Origin of the sequence: Bradyrhizobium iriomotense, from assembly GCF_018129405.1 — a bacterium.
Classification (GTDB): Bacteria; Pseudomonadota; Alphaproteobacteria; order Rhizobiales; family Xanthobacteraceae; genus Bradyrhizobium; species Bradyrhizobium iriomotense_B.
Map to the genome: position 1 here is coordinate 772,653 of NZ_JAFCLP010000002.1, position 24,158 is coordinate 796,810.

21 protein-coding genes are annotated in these 24,158 nt (G+C 65.8%); 13 read left to right on the plus strand and 8 right to left on the minus strand.

The features are described 5' to 3' along the window. Positions 1-24: 24 nt before the first annotated feature. The 4 genes from JQ592_RS08475 to JQ592_RS08490 all read right to left on the minus strand — a co-directional run bounded on the left by JQ592_RS08475 (position 25) and on the right by JQ592_RS08490 (position 4,685). Positions 25-324, minus strand: coding sequence for an acylphosphatase (locus JQ592_RS08475; protein ID WP_211402379.1), 300 nt, complete (start codon positions 322-324; stop codon positions 25-27). Next, positions 321-1,187 carry an isocitrate lyase/PEP mutase family protein gene (locus tag JQ592_RS08480; protein WP_211402380.1) on the minus strand — a complete coding sequence of 289 codons (867 nt, stop codon included), beginning with the start codon at positions 1,185-1,187 and terminating at the stop codon, positions 321-323. The genes JQ592_RS08475 and JQ592_RS08480 overlap by 4 nt, the downstream gene beginning before the upstream one ends. Positions 1,188-1,412: 225 nt before the next feature. Then, positions 1,413-3,428, minus strand: a complete 2,016-nt coding sequence (locus JQ592_RS08485) for an acetyl-CoA carboxylase biotin carboxylase subunit (protein WP_211402381.1) — start codon at positions 3,426-3,428, stop codon at positions 1,413-1,415. Between the two features lie 174 nt (positions 3,429-3,602). Continuing rightward, a complete protein-coding gene (locus tag JQ592_RS08490; RefSeq protein ID WP_211402382.1) occupies positions 3,603-4,685 on the minus strand; it encodes a zinc-binding metallopeptidase family protein in 1,083 nt (360 codons plus the stop codon). A 222-nt stretch (positions 4,686-4,907) separates the two neighbouring features. Between JQ592_RS08490 and JQ592_RS08495 the strand changes: the two genes are divergently transcribed. The 5 genes from JQ592_RS08495 to JQ592_RS08515 all read left to right on the plus strand — a co-directional run bounded on the left by JQ592_RS08495 (position 4,908) and on the right by JQ592_RS08515 (position 11,039). Continuing rightward, entirely contained in the window at positions 4,908-7,385 is a 2,478-nt protein-coding gene (locus JQ592_RS08495) for a PAS domain-containing hybrid sensor histidine kinase/response regulator (RefSeq protein ID WP_211402383.1), read from the plus strand. Between the two features lie 230 nt (positions 7,386-7,615). Next, positions 7,616-8,056 (plus strand): EamA family transporter, encoded by a 441-nt coding sequence (locus JQ592_RS08500; protein ID WP_211402384.1) that lies wholly within the window; start codon positions 7,616-7,618, stop codon positions 8,054-8,056. 83 nt (positions 8,057-8,139) lie between these two features. Next, positions 8,140-9,414, plus strand: coding sequence for an MFS transporter (locus JQ592_RS08505; RefSeq protein ID WP_211402385.1), 1,275 nt, complete (start codon positions 8,140-8,142; stop codon positions 9,412-9,414). Positions 9,415-9,439: 25 nt separating this feature from the next. Next, positions 9,440-10,690, plus strand: coding sequence for an arsenic transporter (locus tag JQ592_RS08510; RefSeq protein ID WP_211402386.1), 1,251 nt, complete (start codon positions 9,440-9,442; stop codon positions 10,688-10,690). Positions 10,691-10,802: 112 nt separating this feature from the next. Beyond that, positions 10,803-11,039, plus strand: coding sequence for a hypothetical protein (locus tag JQ592_RS08515; protein WP_211402387.1), 237 nt, complete (start codon positions 10,803-10,805; stop codon positions 11,037-11,039). Between the two features lie 46 nt (positions 11,040-11,085). Here JQ592_RS08515 and JQ592_RS08520 read toward each other — a convergent pair whose 3' ends face one another. Together JQ592_RS08520 and JQ592_RS08525 are read right to left on the minus strand one after the other, a co-directional pair. Further along, the gene (locus JQ592_RS08520) at positions 11,086-12,450 is read right to left on the minus strand and encodes an MFS transporter (protein WP_211402388.1); all 1,365 of its coding nucleotides are present in this window, start codon (positions 12,448-12,450) and stop codon (positions 11,086-11,088) included. A 126-nt stretch (positions 12,451-12,576) separates the two neighbouring features. Next, positions 12,577-13,341: a GntR family transcriptional regulator gene (locus tag JQ592_RS08525; RefSeq protein WP_211402389.1), complete on the minus strand. Its 765-nt coding sequence runs from the start codon at positions 13,339-13,341 to the stop codon at positions 12,577-12,579. 177 nt (positions 13,342-13,518) lie between these two features. Between JQ592_RS08525 and JQ592_RS08530 the strand changes: the two genes are divergently transcribed. The 3 genes from JQ592_RS08530 to JQ592_RS08540 are packed head-to-tail and all read left to right on the plus strand — an operon-like array spanning position 13,519 to position 16,555. Beyond that, on the plus strand, positions 13,519-14,718 hold the full coding sequence (locus JQ592_RS08530) for a mandelate racemase/muconate lactonizing enzyme family protein (RefSeq protein WP_211402390.1): 1,200 nt from the start codon (positions 13,519-13,521) through the stop codon (positions 14,716-14,718). Positions 14,719-14,729: 11 nt separating this feature from the next. Next, positions 14,730-15,497 carry an SDR family oxidoreductase gene (locus JQ592_RS08535; protein WP_211402391.1) on the plus strand — a complete coding sequence of 256 codons (768 nt, stop codon included), beginning with the start codon at positions 14,730-14,732 and terminating at the stop codon, positions 15,495-15,497. Positions 15,498-15,523: 26 nt separating this feature from the next. Then, the gene (locus JQ592_RS08540; protein WP_211402392.1) at positions 15,524-16,555 is read left to right on the plus strand and encodes an L-idonate 5-dehydrogenase; all 1,032 of its coding nucleotides are present in this window, start codon (positions 15,524-15,526) and stop codon (positions 16,553-16,555) included. Between the two features lie 86 nt (positions 16,556-16,641). Here JQ592_RS08540 and JQ592_RS08545 read toward each other — a convergent pair whose 3' ends face one another. Further along, positions 16,642-17,499 (minus strand): DUF3280 domain-containing protein, encoded by an 858-nt coding sequence (locus JQ592_RS08545; RefSeq protein WP_211402393.1) that lies wholly within the window; start codon positions 17,497-17,499, stop codon positions 16,642-16,644. A gap of 189 nt (positions 17,500-17,688) precedes the next feature. Between JQ592_RS08545 and JQ592_RS08550 the strand changes: the two genes are divergently transcribed. Together JQ592_RS08550 and JQ592_RS08555 are read left to right on the plus strand one after the other, a co-directional pair. Next, positions 17,689-19,074, plus strand: coding sequence for a sensor histidine kinase (locus JQ592_RS08550; protein WP_211402394.1), 1,386 nt, complete (start codon positions 17,689-17,691; stop codon positions 19,072-19,074). Next, positions 19,071-19,733 carry a response regulator gene (locus JQ592_RS08555; protein WP_211402395.1) on the plus strand — a complete coding sequence of 221 codons (663 nt, stop codon included), beginning with the start codon at positions 19,071-19,073 and terminating at the stop codon, positions 19,731-19,733. The genes JQ592_RS08550 and JQ592_RS08555 overlap by 4 nt, the downstream gene beginning before the upstream one ends. Positions 19,734-19,754: 21 nt before the next feature. Here the strand turns inward: JQ592_RS08555 and JQ592_RS08560 are convergent, their stop codons facing one another. After that, positions 19,755-20,738, minus strand: a complete 984-nt coding sequence (locus JQ592_RS08560) for a VOC family protein (protein ID WP_211402396.1) — start codon at positions 20,736-20,738, stop codon at positions 19,755-19,757. A 147-nt stretch (positions 20,739-20,885) separates the two neighbouring features. Here JQ592_RS08560 and JQ592_RS08565 point away from each other — a divergent pair, with 147 nt between their 5' ends. From JQ592_RS08565 to JQ592_RS08575, 3 genes are all read left to right on the plus strand, one after another. After that, entirely contained in the window at positions 20,886-21,677 is a 792-nt protein-coding gene (locus tag JQ592_RS08565; protein ID WP_211402397.1) for a DNA-binding transcriptional regulator, read from the plus strand. Positions 21,678-21,750: 73 nt separating this feature from the next. Continuing rightward, on the plus strand, positions 21,751-23,274 hold the full coding sequence (locus JQ592_RS08570; RefSeq protein ID WP_211402398.1) for a bifunctional 3-(3-hydroxy-phenyl)propionate/3-hydroxycinnamic acid hydroxylase: 1,524 nt from the start codon (positions 21,751-21,753) through the stop codon (positions 23,272-23,274). Between the two features lie 25 nt (positions 23,275-23,299). Further along, the gene (locus JQ592_RS08575) at positions 23,300-24,151 is read left to right on the plus strand and encodes a fumarylacetoacetate hydrolase family protein (RefSeq protein ID WP_211402399.1); all 852 of its coding nucleotides are present in this window, start codon (positions 23,300-23,302) and stop codon (positions 24,149-24,151) included. Positions 24,152-24,158: the final 7 nt, after the last annotated feature.

Below are 24,158 nucleotides of genomic sequence, written 5' to 3' on the forward strand. Positions count from 1 at the left end.
CGCGTGTGGGGCGAGGGAGCAGACCTACACCGTCGGCAACACCGAGAATGCTTCCCCTGCCCTGCGCAGATTCAGCTCATCCACACTTGCGGTCTCGCTGGTGACGCTGTCGACGCGTGAGGACGGCGGGCCGTGGCGGCACAATGCGACCATGTCGGCGACGTGGTTCGGCGCCCCCGCGAACAGCGCTTCCACGCTGCCGTCGCGGCGGTTGCGGACCCACCCCTCGAGGCCGCTTGTGGTGGCCTGGTATTCGACCCAGGCGCGATAGCCGACGCCCTGGACGCGGCCGCGGATCATGACCTGGAGGATCGCCCGGCTCATGTCTTCAGCCCGAGAAAATCGGCGCTGCGCGCCTTCGTCTCGGCCTCCCGCATGACCCGATTGGTCAGCTCGCCGGAGGCCAGGCCCTTGAGCGCCTTCGGCGAGGTACCTTCGCGGAGCGCCTTCAGCGTCTCGTGGACGGCCTGTGTCGCGGCCGCGATCGGCGCATGGCCCTGGAGCGCGATGCGCACGCGCTGGCTGGCGAGATAGTCGAGCGCGTTCAGCTCCTCCGGCGCGCCGCCGAGCACGATCGGCAGGCGCGTCGCCGATGCGACCGCTTCCAGTTCGGCGCGCGACTTGATGCCGGTGAAGAACAGCGCGTCGACGCCGGTGGCCTCGTAGGCCTTGGCACGGCGGATCGCATCCTCGATCGAGGTGATCGAGGCAGCACCCGTGCGGCCCATGATGACCAGCGACGGATCGCTGCGACCGCTGAGCGCGGCTTTCATCTTGCCGACACCCTCCTCCAGCGAGATCAGCTGCGTCTTTGCTTCACCGAAGGCGGCCGGCAGCAATGTGTCCTCGATGGTGAGGCCGGCAGCGCCAGCGGTCTCCAGCTCCTGCACCGTGCGGCGCACGTTGAGCGCATTGCCGTAGCCGTGATCGGCATCGACCAGCACGGGCAGTGTCGAGGCTCGCGACATCCGCTGCATCTGCTCGCAAAGCTCGGTGAGCGTGATCAGGGTGATGTCGGGGTCGCCGAGCACGGCGAGCGAAGCCACCGAGCCACCGAACATGCCGAGGGGAAAGCCGAGATCCTCGGCGATCCGGATCGAGATCGCGTCATAGACCGAGCCGGGATGGACGCAAGTTGCGCCTGACAGGATGGCGCGCAGTTTCTCGCGGCGGGATCGAAAGGCCATGGTACTGTCTCGGTCGGTGCGAACACACTCTATCGTCGTCCTGGCGAAAGCCAGGACCCATTACCCCAACTGTACATTGTCGCAGAAGGTGATGGCTACGATCTCCGTCAACAACTGCTCCCTGGGGTAATGGGTCCTGGATCGGCGTTCGCTCCTGGACAACGCAGCGCGTTGCCAGGCGCTCCCTTGTCCAGGACGACATTGGGGCGATAGCCGAGACCAGTCTTACGCAAACTCCAAAATCAGCGCGTCCACCGCGAGCGTCGCGCCGGCACTGGCGTGAATCTTCTTCACGGTGCCGTCCTGCTCGGCGCGGAGGACGTTCTGCATCTTCATGGCTTCGACCACGGCGAGCGTCTCGCCGGCCTTGACCTCCTGCCCCTCGCTCACCGCGATCGAGACGACGAGGCCCGGCATCGGACAGAGCAGCTTCTTGCCGGTGTCGGAGGCCGCCGTCACCGGCATCAGCCGGGCGGACGTCGCTTCCGTCTCGGTCCAGACATAGACCGGCACCTCGACGCCCTGATGCGCAAGACGGATGCCGTTGGCAATCGGCCGCGCCTGCACCGCGACGAAATGACCGTCGATGGTGCCCTGCCAGACCGGATCGCCCGGCTTCCACGGTGACTGCAGCAGATGGGCGTTGCCAACCTTGCCCTCGGCATCGATGAAGCGGATCGCGATCGCCTCACCCTCGCGTCCGACCTCGAGCTGGATTTCCTGGCGGTCGAGCCAGACCGCGCGGCGGCGCTCGCGCTGCACGACACGGCCGCCCATCTGGCCCGAGATCTGCCGCTTGCGCTCCCCGAGCACGTGATCGATGGCGGCGCCGACGGCGGCGATCCGCCGGGCGACCTCGCCTTCGGGCACGCGCACCGCAAAACCCTTGGGAAATTCCTCGGCGATGAAGCCGGTCGAAAGCCGGCCCTCGCGCCAGCGCGGATGATGCATCAGCGCCGACAGGAACGGGATGTTGTGCCTGATGCCGTCGACATAGAACGAATCCAGCGCGGTGGACTGGGCTTCGATTGCGGCCGCACGCGACGGCGCGTGGGTGACGAGCTTGGCAATCATCGGATCGTAATGGATCGAGATCTCGCCGCCCTCCTGCACGCCGGTGTCGTTGCGCACGGTGATGCCGTCCTTGCTGGCTTCCGCCGGCGGACGATACTTCACGAGGCGCCCGATCGAGGGCAGGAAGTTGCGGAACGGATCTTCCGCATAGAGGCGCGACTCCACCGCCCAACCGGTGAGCGTGACGTCCTTCTGCGCGATGGCGAGCTTCTCGCCGGCGGCCACGCGGATCATCTGCTCGACGAGGTCAATGCCGGTGACGAGCTCGGTGACGGGATGCTCGACCTGGAGACGCGTGTTCATCTCGAGGAAGTAGAAGCTCTTGTCCTGGCCTGCGACGAATTCGACGGTGCCGGCGGAATCGTAGTTCACGGCCTTGGCGAGCGCGACCGCCTGCTCGCCCATCTTGCGGCGGGTGGCTTCATCGAGCAGCGGCGACGGCGCCTCCTCGATGACCTTCTGGTTGCGGCGCTGGATCGAGCATTCGCGCTCGCCGAGATAGATTACGTTGCCGTGCTTGTCGCCCAGCACCTGGATCTCGATGTGGCGGGGATCGACGATGAACTTCTCGACGAAGACGCGGTCGTCGCCGAACGAGGCCTTGGCCTCGGCCTTGGCGAGGTTAAAGCCTTCGGCAACCTCGGCCTTCGAATGCGCGATGCGCATGCCCTTGCCGCCCCCGCCGGCGGAGGCCTTGATCATCACGGGGTAGCCGATCTCGTCGGCGATGCGGACCGCGTGCTTGTCGTCCTCGATGACGCCGAGATAGCCGGGCACGGTCGAGACCTTGGCTTTGGCGGCCGCCTTCTTGGATTCGATCTTGTCACCCATCGCGGCGATCGCGCCGGGGTTGGGACCGATGAAGACGAGGCCGGCCGCCTCCAGCGCGCGCGGAAACGCCTCGCGCTCGGACAGGAAGCCGTAGCCGGGATGCACGGCCTCGGCACCCGTCTTGCGGCAGGCCTCGACGATCTTCTCGATCACCAGATAGCTCTCGGCCGCAGCCGGCGGGCCGATCAGCACCGCCTCATCGGCCATCTCGACATGGAGGGCATCGCGGTCGGCCTCGGAGTAGACCGCAACCGTTTGAATTCCCATCTTGCGGGCAGTCTTGATGACCCGGCAGGCGATTTCGCCGCGATTGGCGATCAGAATGCGTTTGAACATGCTTTTCTTGAGTCTCGACCTTGGGCGGGACCCTTCCCCGGCCGTTGGGGCCTATGGGACGGGCCGTGTGGCTCCCGTGGTACAGCAAAATGGGCCGGAGGCAACGGTCTAAATCCGGGCCTTCTGGCGTACCAGCGCAAGATTGAAACAGGCGCGAGGAGCCCTTGGGACGGCCTACGCCTTCCCCGCCTTGGCCACGTCCCGGACCAAGCCGTGAATGAAACCCAGTTTGCCGACCACCGCCGGCGACAGGATGAAAGGATAGAGGTCGCGCATTCCCATGGCCCGGTTGACGCTGTTCATGGCGAAGGTGAAGGGCAGCCATGCGTCGATGAGCGCCTGGACGTCCCTTGCCTCGTAGGGGTTGAAGCGGATGCGTGCCGTCAACTCCCCGTCGCGATCAACCTTGGGGCGCACCTCCATGCCGAACTCAGAGGCCATCTCCAGGGTGTCGACGATGTGGAGATAGTGCGCCCAGGTCTCGGCGAAGTCTTCCCAGGGATGCGTCGTGGCATAGGCGGAGACGTAATTCTGCTGCCAGTCAGCCGGGGCGCCTTCGGCATAATGGCGCTGCAGGGCCTGGCCGTAATCGGCCGTATCGTCGCCGAACACCGCGCGGCATTCGTCGAGCTTGCCGCCGGCGCGCACCAACACTTCCCAGAAATAATGCCCGACCTCGTGGCGGAAATGCCCGAGCAGCGTGCGGTAAGGCTCGCCCATCTCCAGCCGGCGCCGCTCGCGCTCGATGTCGTCGGCCTCGGTGAGCGCGATCGTGATCAGGCCGTTGTCATGGCCGGTCATGATCCTCGTGCCGCTGTTCGGATCGTCGGCGAGGAAGTTGAAGATCAGGCCGTGCTCGGCATTGTCCTGACGGTTCTGGAGCGGCAGCTTCCAGCGGATCAGGGAATAGAACAGCCGGTGTTTTGCCACCTCCAGCTCGCGCCAGCCGGCGAGCTGCGCGGGGTCCGACAGGTCCGGCACCATGCCGTTGTGGCGACAGGCGCGGCAATAGCCGTTGGTATCGCCGGTGTCCGTCAGCCAGTTGCAGGCGTCGTACTCGGCATTCCGGCACAGCATGCGTCCCCTGCCCTTGTCGGCCAGCGTCGTCCAGGCCCCGCTTTGAGCCTCCCCGTCGGGCTCGAGCGCCGACATCGTCTCCTTCTCCGGCAGGAAGGCGACGCGGTGACCGCAACGTTCGCAGGCGCGGTTCTCGAAATAGAGGACGTTGCCACAGGACTGGCAGACAAAGAGCTTCAAGATTTAGCCTCTTCGAAAAGGGAGTCTTATGAATGAGAGTTGTAGCGCCTCGCAAAGACGCGTCCGCAGCCGCATCGTTCCAATATCAGGAACAATATGCCAGACCGGGCGTTGGTTGACCGCATTTTCCCGCGTTCTGGCTGGCCGCGGGTCCCTCCAGACAGTCTATTTCCTCTAAGCGATGGCCATCGCGCTCCGTCTGTGTGAATATCAGTCCGGCACGTGCGCACCCGCATGACAACGGCCGACGCCTTGAACGATCCTTTGCCCGAGACCATCGCCGCCGAAAGGCTGCGCCAGCACCTCGAAGACGTCGCGCGCGAGCGCGACAACGCCTATCGCGCGCTCCAGGAGCGCGAGGCCGAGCTCGCGCGCATCCAGCGCATCGGCAAGGTCGGCGGCCTCGAGGTCGACTTCCGCGACGGCTTAAAGAACCGCCGCTCGCCGGAATATCTGATGATCCATGGCCTGCCGCCGGAGGCAGCCGACGAGTCGCATGAGGACTGGGTCAACCGTATCCATCCTGATGACCGCGACGCTACGGTGAAACATTTCTTCGAGACGCTTTCCGGGACCAGCGAGGATTACACCGCCGAATACCGCATCATCCGTCCGAGCGACGGCGAGACCCGCTGGATCCGGGTCGTCGCCAAGTTCGAGCGTGGCAAGGACGGCCGCGCCATCCGCCTCGTCGGCGCCCACATCGACATCACCGACCAGATGCTCGCACGCGAGACGCTGCGCGAGAGCGAGGAGCGCTTCCGGCTGATCGCCGACAGCGCGCCGGTGCCGATCTGGGTCACCAAGCTCGACCGCAAGCGCTCCTTCGCCAACCAGGCCTATGTCGACTTCGTCGGCCTGCCCTACGACCAGGCCATCGATTTCGACTGGCGCAAGGTGCTGCATCCGGACGACCTTCCGCATGTGCTGCAGCAATCGGTGCAAGGCGAAGCCTCGCTGAAGCCCTTCGTGCTGGAAGCGCGCTACAGGAACGCCAGCGGCGAATGGCGCTGGCTGCGCTCGGAATCGCAGCCGCGCTGGGACCCTACCGGCAAGCATATCGGCTTCATCGGCGTCGCCCACGACATCACCGTCGCCAAACAGGCCGAGATCGAGCTCCGGCGGCTCAACGAGACGCTTGAGGAACGCATCGCCGAGCGCACCGCAGAACTCGAATCCAACGAGGCCCGGCTGCGCGCGATCCTGGAGACCAGCAACCAGTATCAGGGACTGGTCAACCTCGAGGGCGAACTGCTCTACGCCAACAAGACCGCACTCGACGGCATCAACGCCGAGGCGCGGGATGTCATCGGCAAGCCGCTCTGGGATACGCCGTGGTTCACGGGAACCCCTGGCATGAGCGATGTCGCGCGCGGCGCCTTCAGGACCGTCTTGAAGGGCGAAGCGGTGCGGCTGGAGATGCGGCTGCGCCTGCCCATTGGCGAGCGCGATTTCGAATTCGGCATGCGCCCGGTGCTCGACCGCCACGGCAACATCACCGGCGCGGTGCCCGAGGCCGTCGACATCACCGAGCGGCGCCTCGGCGAGGAGGCGTTGCGGCAGTCGCAGAAGATGGAAGCGATCGGCCAGCTCACCGGCGGCGTCGCGCACGACTTCAACAACCTCCTCACCATCATCCGCTCGGCGACCGACTTCCTGCGCCGTCGCGAGCTGCCGGAAGAGCGCCGCCGCCGCTACGTCGACGCCATCTCCGACACCGTCGAGCGCGCCTCGAAGCTGACCGCCCAGCTCCTGGCCTTCGCGCGCCGGCAGCCGCTGAAGCCGCAGATCTTCAATGTCGGCAGCCAGGTCGAGGGCGTGGCGCAACTGGTCCGGCCGCTGGTCGGCGGCCGCATCGAGATCAGCGTCGAGATTCAGGACACAGATTGCTTCACCGTCGCCGACGTCGCTCAGTTCGAGACCGCGCTGATCAACCTCGCCATCAACGCCCGCGACGCCATGGAGGACGAAGGCCGCCTCACCATCGCGGTCTGCAAGGTCCGGGGGATTCCGAGCCTGCGCGCGCAGTCGGCACGCGGCGGCGACTATGTCGCGATCTCGGTCAGGGATACCGGCAGCGGCATCGCGCCGGAACATCTCGAGTCCATTTTCGAACCGTTCTTCACCACCAAGGAGGTCGGCAAGGGCACCGGCCTCGGCCTCAGCCAGGCGTTCGGCTTCGCAAAGCAGTCCGAGGGCGACATCGCGGTGACGAGCACGCAGGGCGAAGGCGCGACCTTCACCATCTACCTGCCGCAGGCCCAAAGCCCCGCCACCGAGAAGGACGCGGCGGCGCTGACCAGCGAGGCTGCGACCACCGGGCGCGGCTACCGCGTGCTGGTGGTCGAGGACAATGACGATGTCGGCCAGTTCTCGACCGAGCTTCTGGAAGATCTCGGCTATGTCGTCCGCCGCGTCGCCAACGCCAACGCGGCGCTCGCCATCCTCGGCGAGAACGAATTCGCCGTCGACCTCGTCTTCTCCGACGTGATCATGCCCGGCATGAACGGCGTCGAGCTCGCCGGAATCATCCGCGAGCGCTATCCGGGCCTGCCCGTCGTGCTCACCTCCGGCTACAGCAACGTGCTCGCCGAAAACGCCCATCGCGGCTTCGAGCTGATCCAGAAGCCGTATTCGGTGGAATCGCTGTCGCGCATCCTGCGCAAGGCGATCACGGAGAAGCTGTCGGTGGCGCGGTGAATGTGAGCCAAGCAAACCCCTGTCGTCCCGGACAAGCCCACACCGTCGTCCCGGCGAAGGCCGGGACCCATACCCCCAGGAAGAAGTTTGACGCGAGATGGTCATTGGCAGTCTTCGCCAAACACCTTTTCGTGGTTATGGGCCCCGGCCTTCGCCGGGACGACATCGGAAATTAGGCTACATTTATCCGCATAACGACGACCGCACGGCAACGCATCGGATTTCCTCCCATGAAACCCGCCCTCCTCTCCGCCTGGCAGACCTGGGCGCTGCTCTCCGCCTGCTTTGCGGCGCTGACCGCGATCTTCGCCAAGGTCGGCGTCGAGAACATCAATCCGGATCTCGCCACCTTCATCCGCACCATCGTGGTGCTGCTCGCCTTCTCGGCGCTGCTGTTCTTCACCGGGCAATTCGTCGTACCCTCGGCGGTCTCCTCAAAAACTTGGCTATTCCTGGTTTTGTCGGGACTTGCGACCGGCGCCTCATGGCTCTGCTATTTCCGTGCGCTGAAGCTTGGCCCCGCAACGCTGGTCGCGCCGATCGACAAGCTCAGCGTCGTCCTGGTCGCGCTGTTCGCCTTCGTCTTTCTCGGCGAGCGGCCGACGGCGCAGGGCTGGCTCGGCATCGCCATGATCGGCGTCGGCGCGGTGCTTTTGGCGATCAAGTTTTGAGGAGCGCGCCGCCGACGCGCGGAACCAGGCGAAGGCCGCGAAGGTTGCCGCCGGTGCGACCTTGCGCCTCGACAGAGACACTGATGCCGAGCCGAGACCCCGATCAGACGAGGCGAGCCGGCCGCGCGCTGGATGCGGCCAATTTTTTCCTCGCCGACGTCCGCGACGGGCTCGGTCCCTATCTCGCCATCTATCTCCTTACCGAGCAGCGTTGGGACGAGGCACGCATTGGCCTCGTGATGTCGATCGCGACGATCGCCGGCATCGTGGCACAGACACCGGCCGGGGCCCTCGTCGATGCGACGCGGGCGAAACGGCTGGTGATGGTTGTCGCCGCCATCATGGTGACAGCAGCCTCGCTGTCGCTTCCCTTGTTTCCGGAATTCCTGCCGGTGGCGATCTCGCAAGGAATAGCACAGGCCGCCGCCGTGATCTTTCCGCCGGCGATCGCCGCCGTCTCGCTCGGCATCTTCGGCCACGCCGCCTTCACCCGCCGGATTGGCCGTAACGAGACGTTCAATCACGCCGGCAACGCGATCGCGGCGGGGCTTGCAGGGCTCTCCGCCTATTGGTTCGGACCGACCGTCGTGTTCTATCTTCTTGGCGCTATGGCGATCGCAAGCCTCGTAAGCATCCTTTCGATTCCTGAGCGCGCCATCGATCACGACCTTGCCCGCGGACTGCACGATTCCGACACCGACGCCCAGCGGGAGACACCTTCAGGCCTCGCGGTGCTCTTGACCTGCCGCCCCCTGCTCGTCTTCGCGATCTGCACGGCGCTGTTTCACCTCTCCAACGCGGCCATGCTGCCGCTGGTCGGACAAAAACTCGCGCTCCAGGACAAGAACATGGGCACCAGCCTGATGTCGGCCTGCATCGTCGCGGCGCAATTGGTGATGGTTCCGTTCGCGATGCTGGTCGGCGCGAGGGCCGACCGGTGGGGACACAAGCGCTTCTTCCTCGCGGCCCTCCTGATCCTGCCTGTTCGGGGGGCGCTCTACACACTCTCCGATAATCCATTCTGGCTGGTCGGCGTGCAGCTTCTCGACGGCGTCGGCGCAGGCATCTTCGGCGCGATCTTCCCCGTCATCGTCGCCGACCTCATGCGCAACACCGGGCGCTTCAACGTCGCGCAGGGCGCGGTCATCACCGCTCAGGGCATCGGAGCTGCGCTGTCGACAGCGCTCGCCGGCTTCGTCGTGGTCGGCGCGGGCTACAGTGCGGCCTTCATCACGCTCGGTCTGGTCGCGGCGATCGGCGCCGTTATCTGCCTCCTCGCCTTGCCCGAGACGCGGCATGGCGCCTTGCGGCCGCAAGGGAAGACAGCGCCGCCGACATCGGATATCGCTGCCGAATGAACCCGTTCCACATTGAGGACTGACCGTGCCGTCTGACGCCATCTGGGCCTGGAGCATCATCGTCGCTGCGACCGCAGGCGTCATCATCCGCCCGTTTCGCCTGCCCGAGGCGATCTGGGCCGTCATCGGCGCCGCTGCGCTGGTGCTGCTTGGCTTCCTGCCGTGGCAGGACGCGCTTGTCGGCATCGAGAAGGGCCTCGACGTCTATCTCTTCCTGATCGGCATGATGCTGATCGCCGAGCTGGCCCGGCTCGAGGGCCTGTTCGACTATCTCGCCGCGCTCGCGGTCGAATATGCCGGCGGCTCGCCGCAACGGCTGTTCCTGCTGATCTATCTCGTCGGCACGCTGGTCACCGTGCTGCTCTCGAACGATGCCACCGCGATCGTGCTGACGCCGGCCGTCTATGCCGCGACGCGCGCGGCCGGCGCAAAACCGCTGCCTTATCTCTTCGTCTGCGCCTTCATTGCCAACGCTGCAAGCTTCGTGCTGCCGATCTCCAATCCCGCCAACCTCGTCGTGTTCGGCGCGCGCATGCCGCACTTGACCGAATGGTTGCGCCTGTTCGCCCTGCCCTCGGCGGCCGCGATCCTGCTGACCTATGTCGTGCTGCGCCTGACCCAGCACCGCGCGCTCAAGGAAGAGACCATCGCCCGCAGCGTGCCGCATCCAAAGCTCGGCCGCGGCGGCAAGCTCACCGCCGCAGGCATCGTCGCGATCGGCGTGGTGCTGGTCACGGCCTCTGCGCTGGACAAGCAACTGGGCCTGCCGACCTTCATCTGCGGCGTGGTGACATCCGCGCTCGTGCTGCTGCTCAGCCGCCAGTCGCCGCTGCCCGTGCTCAGGGGCGTGTCGTGGAGCGTGCTGCCGCTGGTCGGCGGCCTCTTCGTGATGGTGGAAGCGCTGGTGAAGACCGGCGTGATCGGGCAGCTCAGCACGCTGCTTCATGAGGCCGTCGGACAATCCGTGACGAAGGCCGCCTGGAGCGTCGGCATCGCCACTGCCGTCGCCGACAATATCGCCAACAATCTCCCGGTCGGCCTCGTCGCCGGCTCGGTTGCGGCCAGCGATCATCTGCCGGCGCCCGTCGTCAGCGCGATCCTGATCGGCGTCGATCTCGGACCGAACCTGTCCGTGACGGGATCGCTCGCCACCATCCTCTGGCTGGTCGCGCTCCGGCGGGAGAAGATCGAGGTCAGCGCCTGGCCATTCCTCAAGCTCGGTATGCTGGTGACGCCGCCCGCTCTGATCGCGGCGCTGGCGGCGGCGATCTGGTAGCGGCCGCGAATTCACTGCAGTTCATTTGCGGTGCATCAATGCCGGCGGTGCGACCGCAGCTAGAGTTCACTTGTCGCGTGCTTCAGACATGCCGCGGCTAGGAAGGGTCATCATGCAGATTCAACCAAAGGCGCTGCCGCAGAGCTTCTCTCTGCGCCGCGCGATTCAGGGCCTCATTGCACCGAACGAGAGCCGGGCCGAGACATCCCATCCCCTGCTCGTCTACTCCGTTGTGGCCCTGCTTACCCTGTTCGCCATCGTACAAATCGATTTCCACACCGCCCAGCTTCAGGCGATCGGCCTGCTCGGCCACGGAGTTGGGATCGATCCCATTTTCTTGAGCCCGTAGCGAGAGAAGCCCGATCGCAGCCCTAAAGCCGCGACCGGGCAATTCGTCAGTCGTTCTCGTAGCCGTAGACTTCCGGCAGGATGAAGGTCGCGGCGAGCAATCCGATCAACGGGAAGATCGCGACCATCAGCGTGGCATTCGCCTGCCCGATCGCAGCGAACACGGTCGGGAACAGGAAGATCGCGAGGAACGACGGCAGCTTCACGAACATGTAGGCGAAGCCGCTGGCGGTGCCGCGATACTTGGGCCTGGCGACCATGGTCGGGATCGTCATGCAGTTCGACGCGTCCCAATAATGGCCCCACAACATGGCGGCGGCCGCGAACGGCAGCAGCATCTTGTTGTCGGTGTAGAGTGCGAAGGCGGCGACCAGCAGCGAGGCCAGCACGATCGAGAAGCCGGCGATCGCGATGCCGCGGTGGCCGATCTTCGGCGTCAGCAGCGGCCCGACCCACCCGGACAGAGCGGCGAAGGAGAACAGCGCCATCGTCACCAGATTGATGCCGAGCACGCTCGACACGCCGACCATCACGAACAGCACCGGTAGGTAGAACGCGAAGGTCGAGAACTCGCTCGCCTGGGTGAAACAGGCAATCCAGCCGTAGACGGTGGCGCGCCAGCGGATCGGATCCTTCTTGAGATCGGCGAGGAACGCGCGGGTCGAGACCTTCGGCACTTCCACGTCATGGTCCGGCAGCATGTCGAGATTGTCGTTGAACATCTCGCGCGCGACCTGCTTGGCCTCGCGATAGCGTCCCTTCTGCACCAGCCACACCGCCGTCTCCGGCACGTCGTGGCGCATGAGAAGGATGATCAGCGCCGGCACCGCGCCGAGACCGAGCGTCACGCGCCACAGCATCTCGTGCTGCATGTCGATCAACAGGAAGATCACGATGACGCCGATGGTCAGGACCTCGCCGACGGCGAACATGAACTGCCAGCGGTTGCCCATGACCTCGCGCTCACCCTTGGCCATGGATTCCATGATGTAGGTGTAGCCGGTCGAGATGTCCGAGCCGAGCGGGATACCGAGCAGGAAGCGGATCACGACGAGCCAGCCGACGCTGGGCACGAAGGCCTGCGCCAGCGCCAGCACGATGAACAGCACCATCGTGACCAGGAACATCACGCGGCGGCCGATCTTGTCGGACAGCCAGCCGCCCAGCAGCGCGCCGATCAGGGCGCCGCCCTGCGTGCCCGCGGCGGCAAGGCCGAGCATCAACGGATCGGGATTGTACTGCTCCTTGATGAAGATCAGCACGAAGGCGATCGAGTAGAGATCCCAGGCCTCCACCAGGATCGAGGCCATCATCAGCCAGCCGACCTTGTTACCCTTTGGACTGTAGTTCGTAATGAGGTAGCGGACCGCGGCCTCGCTCGCGGTCGGTTGTGGCATGGCCATTGTCTGCATGTTTGGTCCTCTCTTCAAAACTCTTCAAAGCGCGATGAGATCAGGATGAATCGTCATCGCGCTTTAGCTTATTGTTTTGAGCATGATCTCTTCGGAAAACCGCTGCACACTTTTCCGGATCATGCTCTACGCGCCGAGCAGCGGCTCGATGCTGCAATCGAGCAGGCGCGGATCGATCCCCGCCTCCATGCCCGTGAACATCTCGCCCATGTAGTCGATCAGCGCATCGCTGGCCTTCACGGCATCGTCGACGCGGCGGCTGGCGACTGCACTGAGAATGGCGAGATGATGATCGATCGTGCCGGACAGGTCGGCCTGCCCCGGCATGAAGCGGTGGTGGATGTAGCCGATGCGGCGATACAGCGTGTGCAGCGGCCGCAGCGTATGCACCAGGAACGGCTCGCCGGCGGCTTCCAGCACCAGCGCGTCGATGCGGCGGTCGAGGCTGTTGAACTCGTCGAGTGTCAAAGTGGCGCGACGTTCGCGCAGCAAACGCTCAATGTGCAACGCCTGATTGCGGTGGGAAAGGCTGGCGCGATCCGCCGCGAGGCGAATGACAAAACGCTCCATGTCGCGGCGCAGGCCAAGCAGCATGCGCTCGCGCGCGAGGTCGATCGGCGCGATGTGCAGGCCGTGACGCGGACGGATGATGATGAGCGTATCGGCCGAGAGACGATTGACGGCGTGATGCACCGGTGTGCGCCCGAAGCCGGTGATCTGCTGCAATTCCAGCATCGTCATGAATTGTCCGGGCTTGAGCTCGCAATGAACGAGCAGCTCCTCGATCCTCTGATAAGCCAGCTCGAAGAAGTTGAGACGGTTGCGCCGGGAAGGCCTGCCCTCGCCGTCGTCGTGTCTCACCACCTCGAGCGCGCGCTTGCGCCGTGCCATGTCGTCCTCTCCCGTCAGCCCGCGCTCTCGTTGCAGGGTGGCGCCTTGTTTGTGGCACCCTTAAAACATGTTGTGATATATTACAAGCAGGCGTAAGACGTCCGCACGACCTGCAACATGTTGCAATGCAAAATGAGACGTCGGGCGCGAGGCGTCCGTGATGGGAGGATAGTTGCCGTGAAGATCACGTCGATCGAGACACTGCGTACCGAGGAATTTTCCAACGTCATCTGGGTGCGCATCCACACCGACACTGGTCTGATCGGTCTCGGCGAGACCTTCTACGGCGCGGGCGCGGTCGAGGCGCAGATCCACGACACCTTTGCCGGCCGCCTGCTCGGCCGCAATCCGCTGCACATCGAGGCGATCCATCGCGACATGCTGAACCTGCCGATGGCGCAGTCCTCCACCGGCGTCGAATATCGCGCGGCCTCCGCGATCGACATCGCGCTGTGGGACCTGTTCGGGAAAGTCTGCGGCCAGCCGGTGCACCAGATGCTCGGCGGCCTCTGCCGCGACAAGCAGCGCATCTACAACACCTGCGCCGGCACGCAATATGTCCGCTCGACCAATATTAGCCCGGTCGCGAACTGGAATCTCGGCGCCTCCAAGGGCCCCTACGAAGACCTCGACGGCTTCATGAACCACGCCGATGCGCTGGCCGAAAGCCTGCTCGAGAGCGGTATCTCGGCGATGAAGATCTGGCCGTTCGATCCGGCGGCGCAGGAGAACAAGGGCCTCTACATCACCGCCGCGCAGATGAAGCAGGCAATCGAGCCGTTCGAGAAGATCCGCAAAGCCGTCGGCGACAAGATGGAGATCATGGTCGAGCTCCATTCGCTGTGGAACCTGCCGACCGCAAAGCAGATCGCGCGCGCGCTCGAGCCCTACAAGCCGACCTGGTACGAAGACCCGATCCGGATGAACTCGCCGCAGGCACTGGCCGAATATGCCCGCTCAACCGACGTGTGGGTCTGCGCCAGCGAAACGCTGGGCTCGCGCTTCCCCTACAAGGACATGCTCGACCGCGACGCGATGCATGTCGTGATGGCGGATCTGTGCTGGACCGGTGGCCTCACCGAGGGCCGCAAGATCGCCGCGATGGCCGAGACCTATCACCGGCCTTTTGCTCCTCATGACTGCATTGGCCCGATCGGCTTCATCGCGGCCATCCACATGTCGTTCAGCCAGCCCAACACGCTCATCCAGGAATCCGTGCGCGCCTTCTACAAGGGCTGGTACAATGAGCTCGTCACCACGATGCCCGTGATCAAGGACGGCTACGTCTTCCCGATGGAAGGCCCCGGCCTTGGCGTCGACCTCCTGCCTGCTGTCTTCGAGCGCACCGATCTCACCGTGCGCCGCTCCAACGTCTGAGGAATTTTGAGATGAGCACCTCCCTCTTCGATCTCTCCGGCCGCACCGCGCTCGTGACCGGCTCCTCCCGCGGGCTCGGCCGCGCCATTGCCGAGGGCATGGCCAAGGCCGGCGCGAAGATCATCATCAACGGCGTCGATCCCAAGCGCGTCGAGCAGGCCGTCGCCGAGTTTCGCGCCGCCGGCTACCAGGCCGAAGGCGCCGCCTTCAACGTCACCGACGAGCCCGCGATCGTCGCGGCGTTCAATGACTTCGACAAGAAGGGCCTCGCTGTCGACATCGTCGTCAACAATGCCGGCATCCAGCACCGCAAGCCGCTGGTCGAGTTCACCACCGACGAATGGCGCAAGGTGATCGAGACCAACCTCACCAGCGCCTTCGTGATCGGCCGCGAGGCAGCCAAGCGCATGATCCCGCGCAAGCACGGCAAGATCATCAACATCGGCTCGCTCGGCAGCGAGCTGGCGCGCCCCACCATCGCGCCCTACACCGCCGCCAAGGGCGGCATCAAGAACCTGACCCGTTCGATGGCGGTGGAATGGGCCCAGCACGGCATCCAGGCCAATGCGATCGGCCCGGGCTACATGCTGACCGATATGAATGAGGCGCTGGTCAACAATACCGATTTCAACAATTGGCTGATGGGCCGCATCCCCTCCAAGCGCTGGGGCAAGCCGGACGAGCTGGTCGGCGCGGCGATCTTCCTCGCCTCCGATGCCTCCACCTATGTCAACGGCCAGATCATCTATGTCGATGGCGGCATGATCGCCGCGATGTGACCGCCAAGACAACGAAGGAGCAAGCCATGCGCGCCGTCGTCATTCACGCCCCGAAGGACCTTCGGATCGACAGCTACCCCGACCCCGCCCCCGGCCCCGGCGAGGTCCGCGTCAAGATCGCCAATGGCGGCATCTGCGGCTCCGATCTGCACTACTACCATCATGGCGGCTTCGGCGTCGTGCGCATCCAGCAGCCGATGGCGCTGGGCCATGAGATCGCCGGCGTCGTCGCCGCGGTCGGTGACGGCGTCACCAGCGTGAAGGCCGGCACCCGCGTTGCGGTCAATCCGAGCAAGCCGTGCGGGGCGTGCCTGCATTGCCAGGAGGGCATGCGCAACCAGTGCCTCGACATGCGCTTCCTCGGCAGCGCGATGCGCTTTCCCCACGTGCAGGGCGGCTTTCGCGAGTTCATCACGGTCGATGCCACACAGGCCGTGCCGATCGCCGACAAGCTCTCGCTGGCCGAGGCCGCGGTCGCCGAACCGCTCGCGGTGTGCCTGCATGCCGGCAAGCAGGCCGGTCCCCTGCTCGGCAAGCGCGTGCTGATCACCGGCTGCGGCCCGATCGGCGCGCTGATGATCCTGGTTTCGCGTTTCGGCGGCGCAGCCGAGATCGTGGTGACGGATGTGGCCGACGCGCCGCTCGCGGTCGCGAAAAAGCTCGGCGCCACGCATGCCATCAACGTCGCGACCAATGCCACTGCGCTTGATCCCTGGCGCGCCGGCAAGGGCGTGTTCGACACGCTGTTCGAGGCCTCCGGCAATCAGGCCGCGCTCCGCACCGCGCTCGACGTGCTCAGGCCCGGTGCGACGCTGGTGCAGCTCGGCCTCGGCGGCGAGATGACGCTGCCGATCAATTCCATCGTTGCGAAGGAATTGCAGCTCCGCGGCACCTTCCGCTTCGATCCCGAGTTCGAGCTCGCAGTGCGGCTGATGGGCGAAGGCCTGATCGACGTCAAGCCGCTGATCACGGCGACCATGCCGTTCGAGAACGCGGTCGCCGCCTTCGAGCTCGCCAGCGACCGCTCGCAGTCGATGAAGGTGCAGCTGACGTTCTAGGGCATGATCCGGAAAAGTGTGCAGCGGTTTTCCCTCGCGACAAACGCGTAACGCGTTTGCGCGGAGATCATGCTCAAACAATAAAGCTACCGGCTCTCGATCAGCCGGTCGCTGACCAGCCGGACGGCGCCCCGTTTCCACGAATAGTCTGCGCCCATGCGCAGGCCGCTGTCGCCGTGCGCCAGCACAGCACCGGTCCTGGCATCGCGGACCTGGAAGCCGAGCGTGTATTCGGTGCGGCTGACCCGCCGCACCACGCCGATCAGCGACTGGTCCGCACCTAACTTTTGCGCGATCGCGGCCTCGCAGCCGCCACAGTCGCGCAAGGCGTGCACCTTCGCCGCCTCGCCGCCGAGATCGACGATGCGGTAGCGGCCGGATTGACTGAGCAACTCGCGCACGCTGGCGGTGACTTCGGCCAGATACGACGCATCCGATGTAGCCGAAGCGCCCACTGATGCGGCAGTCGTGTCCTCGAGCTCGAACTCGAACACCGCCAGCGCGACCGGTGCGGGCGTGGCGAGCGCGGCGATCACCTCGCGGGAGACAAAGATCTCGGCGCGCTCCCATGATTCATCGTTGTCGCCGCGGAAGGTGTAGAGCTTGTCCATCACGAGCTTTTTGGCGCCGACGTCGATCACGGCGACCTTGGCCCATTGCACCAGCGTGCTGGTCTTCTGAATGCCGCCGATGACCTTGAACGCCGCGCCGTCCTGGGCCGATGGCGTGAGGCGGTAGCGACCGTCCGCACTGACATCCCGCCTGAGCGCGGCCATGAACGCCGACAGCCGCCGCTCATGGGCTGCGGTCTGGTTGGCCGGCTCGGCCGACGTGTCGGTATAGCTGAAATCGTCCATGGCAACGCCGATGGCCTCGGCACCGGCCGGCGCATGCGAGAGGACGAACAGGAGAACAGCGGCGAGAATCAACCGGGAGCGGTGCATGAACGCCTCGTGGGATGGAACGGCCCCGCAAATCTGGACGGGTAGCCTGAGACCACGCAGCTGTGACTGTCCCGACGAACGCCGGGAAAATTTCACGACGTTGCACTGCGGTACGGCGGGAACGCTTCCCGCCGCCTGCGTTCTACCGTTTAATGCGGGGCGACAAACCCGTTCGCATCAGGTGCCCCGATGTGGAACCGCCCGAGGTTCGATCTCAAGGTCCGTCTGACGTTGCGCGTGGCCGCGATATCGGCCGCCTGCTTCGCCGCGATCTCCGCCTATTTCCTTGTCACGGCTGACCGCGCGGCGCATGCGCGCAGCGACAGCATTGCCGCCATCGTGGCGAAGTCACTGGAGCTGCAACAAGGCAAGATCCAGTGGGTGGCCGGCCCGCGCTCGGACTTTCCAAATCTTGATCCCGTCGCAGCCTATGTGATGACGCCCGGCCTGTGCCTGGCATTCCGCGGCCCCGGCGGCGACATGCTCCAGCGCTTCTGCAGCGGCGCGCCTGCCCCGGCGAGCCCGCCGCCGCAGGCCTTCGCAGCCTTCTATCGCAGCCTGTTCGACCCCGGCCGCGAGGCGGCGCGGCCCGTGATCGTGCGCGGCACCAAGCTTGGCGAGACCGTGGTCTCGGTCGATCCGGCGGTGCAGACGGCGGAGGCCTGGCACGAGGCCGGGCGGCTGATGCTCGCACTTGCGATCGCCTTGCCGCTGCTCTGCGTGCTCGTGTACGCGGCACTGGCGCGCGCGCTGCGTCCCACCCACATGATCCGAACCGGTCTCGAACGCATCGCCGCCGGCGACCTCACGACGCGGCTGCCGCCCTTTGACCTCGCCGAGCTATCCGCCATCCGCGACGTCTTCAATCATCTCGCCGAAAGCCTCGACAATGCGCTTGCCGAGCGCAGCGAGCTGACGCGGAGGCTGATCGCGCTCCAGGACGAGGAGCGCCGCCATCTCGCCCGCGAGCTGCATGACGAGTTCGGCCAGTCGTTGGCCGCCATCCGGGCCCTCGCCTCCTCCGCCCGCCAGACCGCCGCGCAGGAGTGCCCGTCCCTGCTGTCCGAATGCGACGGCATTTCGCGGACCGCGACCGGCATGATGGAGACCTTGCGCGGTGCGCTGTTCCGGCTGCGGCCGCCCGACGTCGAGGAGCTCGGGCTCGTCGCCAGCCTCGAAGGGCTCGTCGCGGGCTGGAACGGGCGCAGCCGTGGCGAGACGCGGTTTTCGATCCGTTTCGACGGCGCCTTCGAGACCTTGCCGGCCGCCGTCAGCGCCCACCTCTACCGCATCGTGCAGGAGGCGCTCACCAACGCCGCCAAGCATGCCGGCGCCACCAGGGTGAGCCTGGAATTGACGATGCGCACTGGCGAGATCGCGCTTGCGATCGACGATGATGGACGGTCGAACGAGCCCGCCGCGAAATCGGGCATGGGCCTGCTCGGCATGCGCGAGCGCGTCGCGGCCTTGCGCGGCCGGCTGAGTTTTGAGGCCGGACCGAACGGCGGCGCCGCGCTGCGTGTCGTCATTCCGCTCGAAGCCGTCGATCGGCAATTATTGGGTCACGCGGCATGAGCACGGCCGATGCCACCATCCTGCTGGTCGACGACCATTCCGTGGTCCGCGAGGGCTATCGCTCGGTGCTCGAGAAGCAGCCCGGCCTGCGTGTTGTCGCAGAAGCGTCCGACGGCGCGGAGGCCTACCGGCTGTACAAGTCCGAGGCGCCGGATCTCGTCATCATGGATCTGAGCATGCCGGGTATCGGCGGCATCGAGGCCGTGAGGCGCATCCGGCAACGGGACAAGGGCGCGAAGATCCTCATCTTCACCATGCACCAGAATGCCGGCTTCGCCGTGCAGGCGATCCGCGCCGGCGCCAGGGGCTATGTCACCAAGACCAGCCCGCCCGAGACCTTGGTGCGCGCCGTGATGGACGTGCTCGCCGGCAGGATCGCCATCAGCCCCGACATCGACCACGAGCTGGCGCTGAGCCGGCTCGCCGGCGAGAGCTCGGCAGCCGACGTGCTGACGCCGCGCGAGTTCGAGGTGCTGCGGCTGCTGCTCGCCGAGAGGACCACGGAGGAGATCGCCGAGACGCTCCACGTCAGCCCGAAGACGGTGGCGAACCTGCATTCCCTGATCAAGGACAAGCTCGGCGTCGGCTCCGACATCGAGCTGGTCCGCCTGGCGCTGCGCCAGGGACTGCTGACGCAGGTCGATCTCGGCGAGGCGTGACCTGCGCCGAGAAGCGACCGATCATTCGCGCGCGACGACCTGGTCCAACCACGCGCAGTTCAACGGCGGGACGCGCGGATCGGCGACGCGCACGCCGCGCGCGGCAGCATCCATCCGCATGTCGCGCAGGCGCTTGCGCTGCGCCTCCGGCATGTTGAGCCGCTCGTGACCCCAGAGCGACGGGCCGTCGAACGTCTCGTGCGGCTGCCAGGTTTCGGGGTCGATGACGCGCCCGCCCCAGCCATATTCGATGAAGAATCCGGACGGCGTATTCACGTAGAACGAGGTCATGTGGTCGTTGGTGTGTCGCCCCAGCGTATAGACGACGCGGCCATCTTCGAGCTGCGCGAGGTCGTAGCCCTGCCCGACATCGTCGAGGCTGCCGAGCTCGACCATGAAATGATGCATCGCCCTGCGTCCCGAGCCGACCATCGCAAAGGAATGGTGACGGCCGTTGACGTGGAAGAAATAGAGCCCGTAAGGCTTGAGTCCGAAGTCCGAGACGTGGAAGCCGAGCACGTCCCGATAGAACGGCAACAGCGGCTCAACGTCCTCGACGTTGAGCACGACGTGCCCCATGCCGAGCGCTCCGGTGCGGAAACCCGAAATCGGCCGACCCGGCCTGAACGGCTCGCTCGCAAGCTCCGGCTCGCAGAAAGCCTCCAGCCGGTTGCCGGCGGGATCAGCGAACGTGATCAGCTCGGCCACATGCCGTTCATCGGCCAGCGCGCGCGAGCCGCGCGTGACCTTGACGCCGTGGCTCTCCAGTCGGCGCGCCAACTGATCCAGCTCAGCGGTCGACGGAACCTCCCAGCCCATCACGGCCAGCCCGGCATCGCTGCTGCCGTCGACGATCAGCCGCTGCTTGCGATCGTCCATGCGGAAGGCGCGCATCTTGCCGCCTCGATCGACCTGTTGCATGCCGAGCAGCCCGGTCGCCATCCGGCCCCATTGGTCGAGCTGCGACGAGTTGATGCCGATATAGCCGAGCGCGGTGATTTCCATCGACGTTCTCCCAAAGGCATCGCACCCGCTGCATTGCGGCGAACTTGATACTGGCCGCGCACGATCCTACGGTAACATCCCGCAATCGCTTCGCGTTCGCAAAGACGATAATCGCGCAGCCGAGCGCCACAAGGGAGGAAATACGAAGTGTCCAAGGAGCGGACGCGGAACGGGCAGCCGCGGCAGTCGGAGGGCGTTCGCGCCTTCAAGCGCGGGCTGGATGTGCTGCAGGAGGTCAACCGCTCCGGCGGCATTCGCGCCGGCGATGTCGCCCGCGCGCTCGACCTGCCCCGCCCCACCGTCTACCGCCTGCTCGAGACGCTGGAGGAGCTCGGCTATGTCGCCCGCAGCGCCAGCGACGATCGTTTTCGCGTAACCCGGCTCGCTTTGAGCCTCGGCGACGGCTACGACCCCGGCGTCGTGATCTGCCAGGCGGCCGCACCTTATCTTGCCGAACTCAGCAAGACGCTGATCTGGCCGGTCGATCTCTCGACTTACGAGAACGCCGCGATGGTGGTGCAGGAAACCACGCATTCGCGCAGCCCGCTCTCGATCGACCGCGGCATGATCGGCAAGCGCCTGCCGATGCTGCGGACGTCCGCGGGCCGCGCCTATCTCGCCGCCTGCCCAGCGCGCGAGCGCGATTTGATCGTCAATCATCTCCGCCGGATCGACGAGGCCGACGACCGCCCCTTCCTCGACGAAGGCCGACTCGGCCGCATGATCGCCGAGACGCAAGCGCGCGGCTATGCGATCCGCAATGAGGGCGAGTACAATCCCAAGACAGCCTCGATCGCGGTCCCGATCGTACGGAGCGGCGCCGTGTTCGGCTGCATCTCCATCATCTGGATCCGCTCGGCGCTGGGGATCGAGGAGGCAGTGAAGCAATTTGCGACGCAGCTTCAGGAGACGGCGCTGGCCATTCCGGTCGAGGTCTAGCGTCCGTCCGCTGGGCGGACACTTGGCGCGGCGGCGTTGATGCTGCGGCGCGGCTTGGGGAAGAAATAGCCCCATGCAAGATAAATCCACCCCCGAAGAGTTTGATGTTGTCATCGTCGGCCGCGGCCCGGTCGGCGCGACGCTCGCCAATCTGCTCGGCCTCTGCGGCGTGCGGACGCTGGTGCTGGAGCGCGAGACGCGGACCTATCATCTGCCGCGCGCGGTGCATTTCGACGACGAATGCATGCGCGTGTTCCAGACCATTGGCCTTGCCGATGCGATCCTGCCGCATGTCATCCTCAGCCCCGGCATGCTCTTCCTCGACGCCAACGGCAAGATGTTGCTGGATTGGTCGCGCCCGCAGACGCTGACGCCGATGGGCTGGCATCTCAGCTACCGCTTCCACCAGCCTGATCTGGAGGACGTGCTGATCGGCGGCCTCGCCCGCTGGCCGCTCGTCACCTTGCGCAGCCGCTGCGACGTGTTCGCGCTCGACCAGGACGAAGACGGCGTGCGCGTCCGCTACGAGGACCTTTCGAACGGAAAGCTCAGCGAGGTCCGCACCTGCTACGTGATCGGCTGCGACGGCGCCCGTTCTCTCGTTCGCCGCTTCATCGGCTCCGGGATGGACGATCTCGGCTTCCACGAGCGCTGGCTTGTGATCGACGCGCTGCTCAAGCGCGCCCGCGACGATCTCGGCGACTACAGCCTCCAGCATTGCGATCCCGCGCGGCCGGCAACTTATGTCCGTGGCACCGGCACGCGGCGACGCTGGGAGATCACGGTCCTGCCGGACGAAGATTCACAGGACGTCGCGCAGCCGGCAAAGGTCTGGGAGCTGCTGTCGCGCTGGATCACGCCCGACGATGCCGAGCTCGAGCGGGCCGCGGTCTACACCTTTCATTCAGCGATCGCGCAGCAATGGCGGAACGGACGGCTCTTGCTCGCCGGAGACAGCGCGCACCAGACCCCGCCCTTCCTCGGCCAGGGCATGTGCGCCGGCATTCGCGATGCTGCCAACCTCGCCTGGAAGCTCGCCAGCGTCATCCGCGGCGACGCGAGCGCCGATCTCCTCGACACCTATCAGAGCGAACGGCTGCCGCATGTGCGCGAGTTCATCGAGCTCGCCATTCGCCTCGGTGGTGTCATCAACACCAAGGCGATCGAGGCCGGCCTTGCCGCCGGCCAGGCGCGCGAAAATGCGCCGGTCAAGCTGGAGGTCAAAAAGCCCCTGCTCGGCCCCGGACTCGCATTCGGCGACCTGCCGCTCGCCGGACATCTCGCACCGCAATTCATGCTGAGTGACGGACACCGCGGCGACGACCGGACCGGCTATCACCATGTGCTGCTCGTCGAGACCGCGGCCGCACTGCCGTCGCGCCTCGCGCTGTCGCAGGCCGGGATCGAGATCCTCGCAGGCGACGACGCCGAAGGTGTCGGAGACTGGCTGCGCGAGCACGGCATCATCGCTGCACTGGTTCGTCCTGACCGTTACATCCGCGGGACCGCCCGCAACGAGTCCGAGCTCGAGCGGCTCATCGCCGCCGTCATTCCTGCAACCCAAATTCCTTCAGCCCAAGCGCCGTCCGCGGCCTGACCGAACCCACTTTCAAGGACATCTCATGAAGCTGCTCTCATTCGTCGCCGGCGGACGCGCCTCCTTCGGGGCCCTCAAGGACAATGGCGTCGTCGATCTCGGCACGCGCATGGCGCCCTGCGCCACGCTGCGGCAACTGCTCGAAGCCGGTCGCCTTGCCGAGGCGGCACAGCTGGTCGCATCCGCTGCGCCCGATCATCCGCTCGACAAGATCGCCTTCGCGCCCGTCATCCCCGATCCCGGCAAGATTATCTGCGTCGGCCTCAACTACCGTGATCACGTCGCCGAGACCGGGCGCACCGTCACCGAGAAGCCGGCGCTGTTCGTCCGCTTCCCCTGCAGCCAGGTCGGCCACCTCCAGCCGATCGTGAAGCCTGAGGTCAGCGACGATTTCGACTATGAAGGCGAGCTCGCGCTCGTCATCGGCAAGGGCGGCCGGCACATTCCCGCGAGCCGTGCGCTCGACCACATCGCGGGATATTCCTGCTACAATGAAGGCAGCATCCGCGACTGGCAGCGCCACACCAGCCAGTTCCTCTCCGGCAAGACTTTTGCGGAGAGCGGCAGCTTCGGCCCGTGGCTGGTGACGGCGGACGAAATTCCGGACCCGTCGAAGCTCACCTTGCAGACGCGGCTCAACGGCGCCGTGGTGCAGGACACCACCACCGATCTCCTGATCACCGCCGTCCCCGAACTGATCGCCTATATCTCCACGATCTGCCCGCTCGTCCCCGGCGACGTCATCGTCACCGGCACCCCCGGCGGCGTCGGCGCCAAGCGCACGCCGCCCCTGTGGATGCGCCCGGGCGACACCGTCGAGGTCGAGATCTCCGGCATCGGTATCTTGCGCAACAAGGTCGTCGCCGAGCCGGCCTGACCGCCCA

What these genes read in the sequence shown, in the direction of transcription:
- JQ592_RS08475 (WP_211402379.1), bottom strand. Translation starts at nt 324, where the DNA reads ATGAGCCGGGCGATCCTCCAGGTCATGATCCGCGGCCGCGTCCAGGGC.
- JQ592_RS08480 (WP_211402380.1), bottom strand. Translation starts at nt 1,187, where the DNA reads ATGGCCTTTCGATCCCGCCGCGAGAAACTGCGCGCCATCCTGTCAGGC.
- JQ592_RS08485 (WP_211402381.1), bottom strand. Translation starts at nt 3,428, where the DNA reads ATGTTCAAACGCATTCTGATCGCCAATCGCGGCGAAATCGCCTGCCGG.
- JQ592_RS08500 (WP_211402384.1), top strand. Translation starts at nt 7,616, where the DNA reads ATGAAACCCGCCCTCCTCTCCGCCTGGCAGACCTGGGCGCTGCTCTCC.
- JQ592_RS08505 (WP_211402385.1), top strand. Translation starts at nt 8,140, where the DNA reads ATGCCGAGCCGAGACCCCGATCAGACGAGGCGAGCCGGCCGCGCGCTG.
- JQ592_RS08515 (WP_211402387.1), top strand. Translation starts at nt 10,803, where the DNA reads ATGCAGATTCAACCAAAGGCGCTGCCGCAGAGCTTCTCTCTGCGCCGC.
- JQ592_RS08520 (WP_211402388.1), bottom strand. Translation starts at nt 12,450, where the DNA reads ATGCAGACAATGGCCATGCCACAACCGACCGCGAGCGAGGCCGCGGTC.
- JQ592_RS08525 (WP_211402389.1), bottom strand. Translation starts at nt 13,341, where the DNA reads ATGGCACGGCGCAAGCGCGCGCTCGAGGTGGTGAGACACGACGACGGC.
- JQ592_RS08535 (WP_211402391.1), top strand. Translation starts at nt 14,730, where the DNA reads ATGAGCACCTCCCTCTTCGATCTCTCCGGCCGCACCGCGCTCGTGACC.
- JQ592_RS08540 (WP_211402392.1), top strand. Translation starts at nt 15,524, where the DNA reads ATGCGCGCCGTCGTCATTCACGCCCCGAAGGACCTTCGGATCGACAGC.
- JQ592_RS08545 (WP_211402393.1), bottom strand. Translation starts at nt 17,499, where the DNA reads ATGCACCGCTCCCGGTTGATTCTCGCCGCTGTTCTCCTGTTCGTCCTC.
- JQ592_RS08550 (WP_211402394.1), top strand. Translation starts at nt 17,689, where the DNA reads ATGTGGAACCGCCCGAGGTTCGATCTCAAGGTCCGTCTGACGTTGCGC.
- JQ592_RS08555 (WP_211402395.1), top strand. Translation starts at nt 19,071, where the DNA reads ATGAGCACGGCCGATGCCACCATCCTGCTGGTCGACGACCATTCCGTG.
- JQ592_RS08560 (WP_211402396.1), bottom strand. Translation starts at nt 20,738, where the DNA reads ATGGAAATCACCGCGCTCGGCTATATCGGCATCAACTCGTCGCAGCTC.
- JQ592_RS08570 (WP_211402398.1), top strand. Translation starts at nt 21,751, where the DNA reads ATGCAAGATAAATCCACCCCCGAAGAGTTTGATGTTGTCATCGTCGGC.
- JQ592_RS08575 (WP_211402399.1), top strand. Translation starts at nt 23,300, where the DNA reads ATGAAGCTGCTCTCATTCGTCGCCGGCGGACGCGCCTCCTTCGGGGCC.